Origin of the sequence: Mycolicibacter icosiumassiliensis (genome assembly GCF_900078685.2) — a bacterium.
Lineage (GTDB): Bacteria > Actinomycetota > Actinomycetes > Mycobacteriales > Mycobacteriaceae > Mycobacterium > Mycobacterium icosiumassiliensis.
Genome location: NZ_LT546166.1, coordinates 2,398,056 through 2,405,386, shown reverse-complemented (window position 1 = coordinate 2,405,386; position 7,331 = coordinate 2,398,056). Strand labels below are relative to the sequence as shown.

Genomic DNA, 7,331 nt, shown 5'->3' with positions numbered 1-7,331 from the left:
CGGGGCGGCCTTGGGGGCTGCTGGGGCAGGCGCCCGCAACGGCGCCACCTCCCCCACCAACTCCCGCACCGAAACCGAATCGGCGGCTACCTGTTGCGGGGCGACGCTGATACCCGCGCGGCGCAGCAGCACCTGGGTCTCGCGGCGCTGCTCGGGCAGGACGACGGTGACGACGTCTCCGGCGCTGCCGGCGCGTGCCGTACGCCCGGAACGGTGCAGGTACGCCTTGTGCTCGGCAGGCGGGTCCACATGCACCACCAATTCGACCTCGTCGACGTGCACGCCGCGGGCGGCAATGTCGGTGGCCACCAGAACCCGAACGTCCCCGTCGGCGAACGCCGCGAGATTGCGCTCGCGGGCGGGCTGCGACAGGTTTCCGTGCAGATCAACCGACGGCACACCTGCCTCGGTGAGCTGCCGGGCCAGTTTTCGAGCCTGATGTTTGGTACGCAGGAACAGGATTCGGCGCCCCGTGCCCGACGCCAGCAGCTGCACCAGATCCTTCTTGTCCTGCAGTCCGGAGACGTGGAACACATGATGGGTCATCGCGGGCGGCGGCGCGTCGAGTTCATCGACGGAGTGCGATACCGGATTCCGCAGGAAACGCCGAACCAGTTTGTCGACCCCGTTGTCCAGCGTCGCCGAAAACAGCAGTCGCTGACCGGTTTCGGAGGTGGCGGCCAGAATGCGGGTGACCCCGGGCAGGAAGCCGAGGTCGGCCATGTGGTCGGCCTCATCCAGCACGCTGATGCGTACCGCGTCCAGCGTGATCAGCCGCTGCTTCATCAGGTCCTCGAGGCGTCCCGGGCAGGCCACCACGATGTCGGCGCCGGCGCCCAGTGCAGCCACCTGTCGGTTCTGCGATACCCCGCCGAAGATGGTGGTCACCTTCAGCCCACTGGCCGCCGCCAAGGGTTCCAGCGTTGCGGCGATCTGGGTGGCCAGTTCGCGAGTCGGGGCCAGCACCAAGCCGCTCGGCCGGGCGGGACGGCGCTTCTCGCCGGCTAGCCGAACAATCAGCGGTAGCGAGAACGCCAACGTCTTGCCACTGCCGGTCTTGCCCCGGCCGAGTACATCACGGCCGGCCAGACTGTCCGGCAGGGTCGCGACCTGGATGGGAAATGGCTCAGCGATACCGCGATCGGCGAGCACACTGACAAGTGCAGTGGGCACACCGAGGTCGGCGAAGGAATGGGTAGTCATGACATGCCTTTCGGGCATCGGTTGTGCCGCAGCGGCCGTTAGGACGGCACCGATCTGTCTGCAACACAGGATTGGCGAGATTGCCTATTGGCAATACCGATCGCCGCGAGAAGAGCTTCACACGCCAGCTGAATCGGCACCAGGGGCCGTGATGGCGGTGAGTGAGCGTTCCACGACGCGTGAGCACCAGCCTATAGCACCGGTGCGGGAATGCCTAAAACGCAGCGAATTCCCGCAGACTGGCTGCCAGCGCCGCGGGAACCCGCGCCCGGATGCGGGTGCCACCCTCGCCGTGCTCGGCCTGCTGCACCCGACCGTGTTCATGCACCCTGGCCACCAAATCGCCACGACCGTAAGGGATGACGACATCGACTGCGGTGTCGACCGGCGCCACCAGCTGGCCCATCCGTTGGCGCAGCGCGTCGATGCCCTCGCCAGTGTGCGCCGAGACGAACACCGCTTCCGGCAGCGCGCGTCGCAGCTGGGCTAATGCCAGATCTTCGGCGGCGTCAATCTTGTTGACCACCAACAGTTCCGGAGCACGCCGGCTAGTGGGGCCGGAATCGTGCTCGGCAATGACTTCGGAGATCACCTCACGCACCGCGCTGATTTGCGCCAGTGGCGCCGGATCGGAGCCGTCGACCACATGCACCAGCAGATCGGCGTCGGAGACTTCCTCCAGTGTGGAACGGAACGCCTCCACCAACTGGGTGGGCAGATGCCGTACGAAACCGACTGTGTCGGTCAACACAAAGGGGCGATCGTCGTCGAATTGCCCACGGCGCGTGGTGGGCTCCAGGGTGGCGAACAACGCATCCTGAACCAGGACCCCGGCGCCGGTCAGCGCATTGAGCAGACTGGACTTGCCGGCGTTGGTGTAGCCGACGATCGCCACCGAAGGGACGTCACTGTGCCGACGGCGGCTGCGCTGGGTGTCACGCACCTGCTTCATCGCTTTGATCTCGCGGCGCAGCTTGGACATCCGTTCCCGGATCCGGCGGCGATCGGTTTCGATCTTGGTCTCACCGGGACCGCGGGTGCCGACCCCGCCGCCGGCGCCGCCGGCCCGCCCGCCGGCCTGCCGTGACATCGACTCACCCCAACCGCGCAGCCGCGGCAGCATGTACTGCATCTGCGCGAGCGCCACCTGCGCTTTGCCCTCAGCGCTGGTGGCGTGCTGGGCAAAGATATCCAGGATCAGCGCGGTGCGGTCGATCACCTTGACCTTGACCGCCTTTTCCAGCGCGGTCAGCTGCGCCGGGGACAACTCGCCGTCGCAGATGACGGTGTCGGCACCGGTGGCCAGCACCATCTCGCGCAACTCCTGAGCCTTGCCCGAGCCGATATAGGTGGCCGGGTCGGGCCGTTCGCGCCGCTGGATCAGGCCTTCGAGCACCTCCGAGCCGGCGGTTTCGGCCAACGCCGCCAGTTCCACCATGCTGGCGTCGGCCTCGGCGGCGGTGCCCTCGGTCCACACCCCGACCAACACCACCCGCTCCAGGCGCAGTTGGCGGTATTCGACCTCGGAGATGTCGGCGAGTTCGGTGGACAGCCCGGCGACACGGCGCAGCGCTGCGCGGTCGTCGAGGTTCAGCTCACCGGTGCTGGGCTGCGGCCCCGAGTCGGGATAGCTCACTGCGCCGCCCACCACCCCGGCGCGATGTCGCCACGGGCCACCAGTTCCGACGGACCACGCAAATAGCTGCCGGCCTCGGTGACGGTGACGCTGACCTGCCCGCCAGGGATGTTGACCCGCAGCGTGCCGGTCGCGGCTCCGGTTTGGGCCAGGGCCGCCACCACGGCGGCCACCGTGCCGGTGCCGCACGAGCGGGTCTCCCCGACACCGCGCTCATGCACCCGCATCGCTACCGCGCCGTCATGCGCAGCGGTCAGAATCTCCACGTTCACCCCATTCGGGAACTGGGCGGCGTCGAACGACACCGGCGCCCCGACATCCAGGGCGGCCAGATCGGCCTCGGACAACCCGGGATCCACACAGGCCAGGTGCGGGTTGCCGACGTCGACGCCCAGGCCCGCAAACCGCCGCCCGCCGACCAGTGCCTCGAATGCCGGCCCGGAGCTCCCGAGCAGGTTCGGCTTGCCCATGTCGACGGTGACCTCGGCGTACACGTCGTCGGCGTGGTGCACGATCACCGGGCGCGGCCCGGCCAGCGAGCCCACGACGAATTCGTCGGCCGATTCCAGGCCGGCGGCGCGCAGATAGTGCGCGAATACCCGGACTCCGTTGCCGCACATCTCGGCCACCGAGCCGTCGGCGTTGCGGTAGTCCATGAACCAGTCACCGGGCGCGACGCCTTCGGGCAGCTGGTCGAGCACCCCAGCGCTCGCCGCCGCGCCGGCGGTGGTCACCCGCAACAGGCCGTCGGCGCCCAGGCCGCGGCGGCGGTCGCACAGCGCGGCCACCGCGGCTGGGGTCAGCGTCAGCGCCGCATCCAGGTCCGGCAGCAACACAAAGTCGTTCTGGGTGCCGTGGCCTTTGGCGAAAAGCATGTGCTCAGGATACGTGCCGCAGCGCCGCCAACGCCGCCTCGAGCAGGCGATCGGTGGCGGCATCGAGCCATTGGGTGCGATGGTCGCGGCGGAACCAGGAGCGCTGCCGGCGCACATAGCGGCGGGTTCCGATGAACGTCTGCTCCCGGGCAGCCGCGAGATCCCGGTCGTCACCGCCCGCATCAAGCGCGGCGATCACTTGCGCGTAACCCAGCGCTCTGCCGGCGGTGACCCCTTCTCGCAACCCCGACTGCAGCAGTCCCTGAACTTCGGCGACCAGTCCCTTGGCAAACATCGTGTCGGTTCGCCGCTCCAGCCGCTCATCGAGAATTGCTGTGTCGCAGTCCAATCCGAGGATCACGGTGTCCCAGCGCGGCGCTCCGATGGTGGGCGCGGAGGCGGCGAACGGTTGTCCGGTCAGTTCCACCACTTCCAGCGCCCGCACGATCCGCCTGCGGTCGGTGGGCAGGATCGCCGCCGCCGCCGCGGGGTCGGCGCCGGCCAGTTGGGCATGCATGGCGGCAACCCCGACTTCGGCCAACCGCTGCTCGTAGCGGGCCCGCACCACCGGATCGGTGGCCGGGAACGACCAGTCGTCGAGCAGGGCCTGCAGGTAGAGCATCGAGCCGCCCACGATGATCGGCACCGCGCCGCGGTCCATGATCGCCTCGACGTCCACCGCCGCGGCCTGCTGATAGCGGGCGACCGTCGCGGTCTGTACGACATCGAGCACATCGAGTTGATGATGCGGGATACCGCCGCGCTCGCCCGGCGGCAGCTTCGCGGTGCCGATGTCCATGCCGCGGTAGAGCTGCATGGCATCGGCGTTCACGATCTCGCCGCCCAACCGGGCGGCCAGCTCCAGCGCCAGTTGTGATTTGCCGGTCCCGGTGGGCCCGACGACCGCGATCGGCCTCACGGCTGCCAGACCCCCACGAAGTAACCGACGCCATACGGGGCATCGCGGTAGAGCTGTGTGACACCGCGCGGTGCAATCCCAACCAGCCCGGCGAGAGCGGCGAATCCCGCCCGACCGACGACCTGCGAGGGCAACCCGGTCAGTGCGGCGACATCGCCGCCGGCCAGTGCATCGTCCAAGGCGCGCTGGCACTGGACGTCGGCCGGGTGGAACCCACCCGGGGCTGCCGGGGTCAAGGTGTTGGCACCGTCGGCAACCAGCAGCACGCCGGTGAGCTCGGCCGCTTGGTCAATCTCGGCGCGCACGCGCCGGCCGGTGGCCAGCGCCGCGTCCGGATCGGCGCAGCAGTGCACCACCGCCTCGGCGTCCGGACAGACCTGACCGCGCACCCAGCCGGCGACCAACGCGGACAACGGCAGATCGATGGGTTGCTGGGCCCCCGGCGACAGCCGGACCGCGATGTCGGCGCCGAATCCGGCGAAACTGCCGGCGCTGTCGGGCCCGTACACCGCATCGGGTCCGGCACCGAGGACCACCCAGCGCGCCGGCAGCGCCCGGGCAGCGTTCAGCGCCGCGGCCCGCAACTCGGCGGCTTCGGCGGCGGTGCCGGCCAGCTCGGGCACTAGCACCGGCGCCGACGGCATGATCGCAATCGGTCCCAGCACGGCACCCAAGCTAGCTGTTGGTCGGCGCAGCCACCGGCTCGGCCAGGTCGGCGCCGGCATCGGCGACGATGGTGGCCGCCTCACCGCGGGCCAGTGCCGCCGTGGCGATCACGATCAGCACCACCCCGATGATCACCGCGACGTCCTCGGTCCCGCCGGCCTGAATGGTCTCGTTGAGCAGCAGTACGCCCAGCGCAGTGGCCACCAACGGTTTGGCCACGGTCATCGTCGGCATGGAAGCGGTCAGCGCACCGGCGCGAAACGCCGACTGCTGGAAGATCATCCCGGCCAGCGTCGCCACCAGCCAGGGCACCAGCGTCGGCGAGCGCAGCACCGCCGCGATGCCGTCTGCTTTGAGCACCTCCACCAGAACCTTGGTCAGCAAGGCGAATACCGCCAGCGAGGTACCGGCCACCACCGCCAGCAGGACCGCTGCCGCCGGCCGGCCCTTGTAGATCCGGGCGGCCAGCACGCAGCCCACCAGCACCGCCGCCAGCACCACCGACACGGTGATCCAGGTGGCTGCCGGCGCGTGATGTTTGCCTTCGGTCGGATCCCCCACGATCACGACCACTGCCAGCGCCGCGGCCAGCAGGATGGCCCACATCCACTCCCAGTTGGTCACCCGGCGATGGGTCAGCCAGGAATACATCGGCAGCGCGAACAGCAGTGCGGTCACCTGCAAACCGGTCACCAGCATCACCGAACCGACCGCCAGCGCCACCGCCTGCAGGGCGTAGTTGGCCACCGCCGCTGCACCGCCGCCCCACCACCGCGGGTCGCGCAACGACAGCCAGAACAGCTCCAAGTGGCCTACCTGCTGGTCGGTGATCTCCTGGGCCGACCGCTGCCGGATCACGTCACCGATAGCAGACGCCAACGCGGCGCACAGCGCGAGTAAGGCCGCTAGGAAATTCCCTGTCGACATGACCCCCTCCTCAAACGGGCAACGATACCTGTTGTTCACCTTCCGGCCCGGGAGCAAGGCTGATGGCTGCGGCTGAGCTAAATCGCCGTTAGGCCGCGACGACCGCGGGGTCGCCTGCGGTGGTCGCCTGATCACGCGAGAGCGCCGCGACCGCGGCGACCAGGGTGGCCACCGCCAGCACCATGGTGAACGCAGCATGCCGGTCAGGGTTGAGCACCTCGCCGAGCAGGACCATGCCCAGCGTCGCGGCCACCATGGGTTCCAGCACCGTGATCGTCGGCAACGAGGCCGTCAGGGCGCCGGCCCTAAACGACGATTGCTGATACACCGCGCCGGTCAGAGCGACTGCGCCCCATGCGTACAACTCCGGTGCGGCCAGCAGCGCGCGCGGGCCGTGGCCGATCAAATCGACCACCCCCTTGGTCAGCACTGCGAAGATGCCCCACGAGATGGCCGACACCGCAGCCAGCAGCACAGCCGCCGCCGCCCGCCCCGCGTAAGCCCGCGCCCCGATCAGACACAGCAACACGGTCGGCCCCAGCACCGCGATCACCCAGGCCCAGGACTGCAGCGAAGCCCTCGCCTGCCCGGCGGTGGGATGGCCGACGGTGATGATGATGGACTCGGCGGTAACCAGCAGCGCCGACCACAGCCAGACCGAACGCCCCAGACGACGACCAGATTGGCGGGCGCCCAGCGGCAGCGCGAACAACAGCGACGTGACCAGCACCGACTCCACCAGCAGTACCGACCCCAGGCCGAGCGCCACGGCCTGCAGGCCCAAACCCACCAAACCCGACAGCGTGCCGATCCACCACCGCCGGTCGGTCAACAGCCGGGCGAACAGCGCGGCGGCCCCGATCTCCTGGTCACCGACCTGGTGGGCACTGCGCTGCTGAAGCACATCGCTGACGGCGCTGAACAGCGCCGCGCCCAGGGCAAGCAGCACGGCGAGGGTCTCTTTCGCCATTGCCGGCCTCCCAGGAGTCTGCGGGTGCCGACCGATGACACCGGTGGCGATCGGACAGGTTACCGCTGGTTCGTTCGGCCGTCCCAGCTTCACCTCTCCTGCGTCGAGCCTCGCTGAACCGCCCGGTCCATGCGG

7 protein-coding genes are annotated in these 7,331 nt (G+C 69.3%); all 7 read right to left on the bottom strand.

Features of this window, described 5'->3' with window-relative positions:
- Window positions 1-1,203, bottom strand: a 1,203-nt coding sequence (locus BN4346_RS35490) for a DEAD/DEAH box helicase (RefSeq protein ID WP_067972280.1), incomplete at its 3' end; no start/stop codon positions are given.
- A gap of 214 nt (window positions 1,204-1,417) precedes the next feature.
- Complete coding sequence (hflX, locus tag BN4346_RS35485) at window positions 1,418-2,839, bottom strand: GTPase HflX (protein ID WP_067972477.1); 1,422 nt, start codon at window positions 2,837-2,839, stop codon at window positions 1,418-1,420.
- Window positions 2,836-3,714: a diaminopimelate epimerase gene (dapF, locus tag BN4346_RS35480; protein WP_067972277.1), complete on the bottom strand. Its 879-nt coding sequence runs from the start codon at window positions 3,712-3,714 to the stop codon at window positions 2,836-2,838. Before dapF ends, hflX begins: the two co-directional genes overlap by 4 nt.
- A 4-nt stretch (window positions 3,715-3,718) precedes the next feature.
- Window positions 3,719-4,633: a tRNA (adenosine(37)-N6)-dimethylallyltransferase MiaA gene (miaA, locus tag BN4346_RS35475; RefSeq protein WP_067972275.1), complete on the bottom strand. Its 915-nt coding sequence runs from the start codon at window positions 4,631-4,633 to the stop codon at window positions 3,719-3,721.
- Entirely contained in the window at window positions 4,630-5,298 is a 669-nt protein-coding gene (locus BN4346_RS35470) for a class III extradiol ring-cleavage dioxygenase family protein (protein ID WP_067972480.1), read from the bottom strand. Before BN4346_RS35470 ends, miaA begins: the two co-directional genes overlap by 4 nt.
- Before the next feature lie 10 nt (window positions 5,299-5,308).
- Window positions 5,309-6,226, bottom strand: coding sequence for a DMT family transporter (locus tag BN4346_RS35465; protein WP_067972272.1), 918 nt, complete (start codon window positions 6,224-6,226; stop codon window positions 5,309-5,311).
- A gap of 88 nt (window positions 6,227-6,314) precedes the next feature.
- Window positions 6,315-7,196 carry a DMT family transporter gene (locus tag BN4346_RS35460; RefSeq protein WP_067972270.1) on the bottom strand — a complete coding sequence of 294 codons (882 nt, stop codon included), beginning with the start codon at window positions 7,194-7,196 and terminating at the stop codon, window positions 6,315-6,317.
- Between the last annotated feature and the right edge of the window lie 135 nt (window positions 7,197-7,331).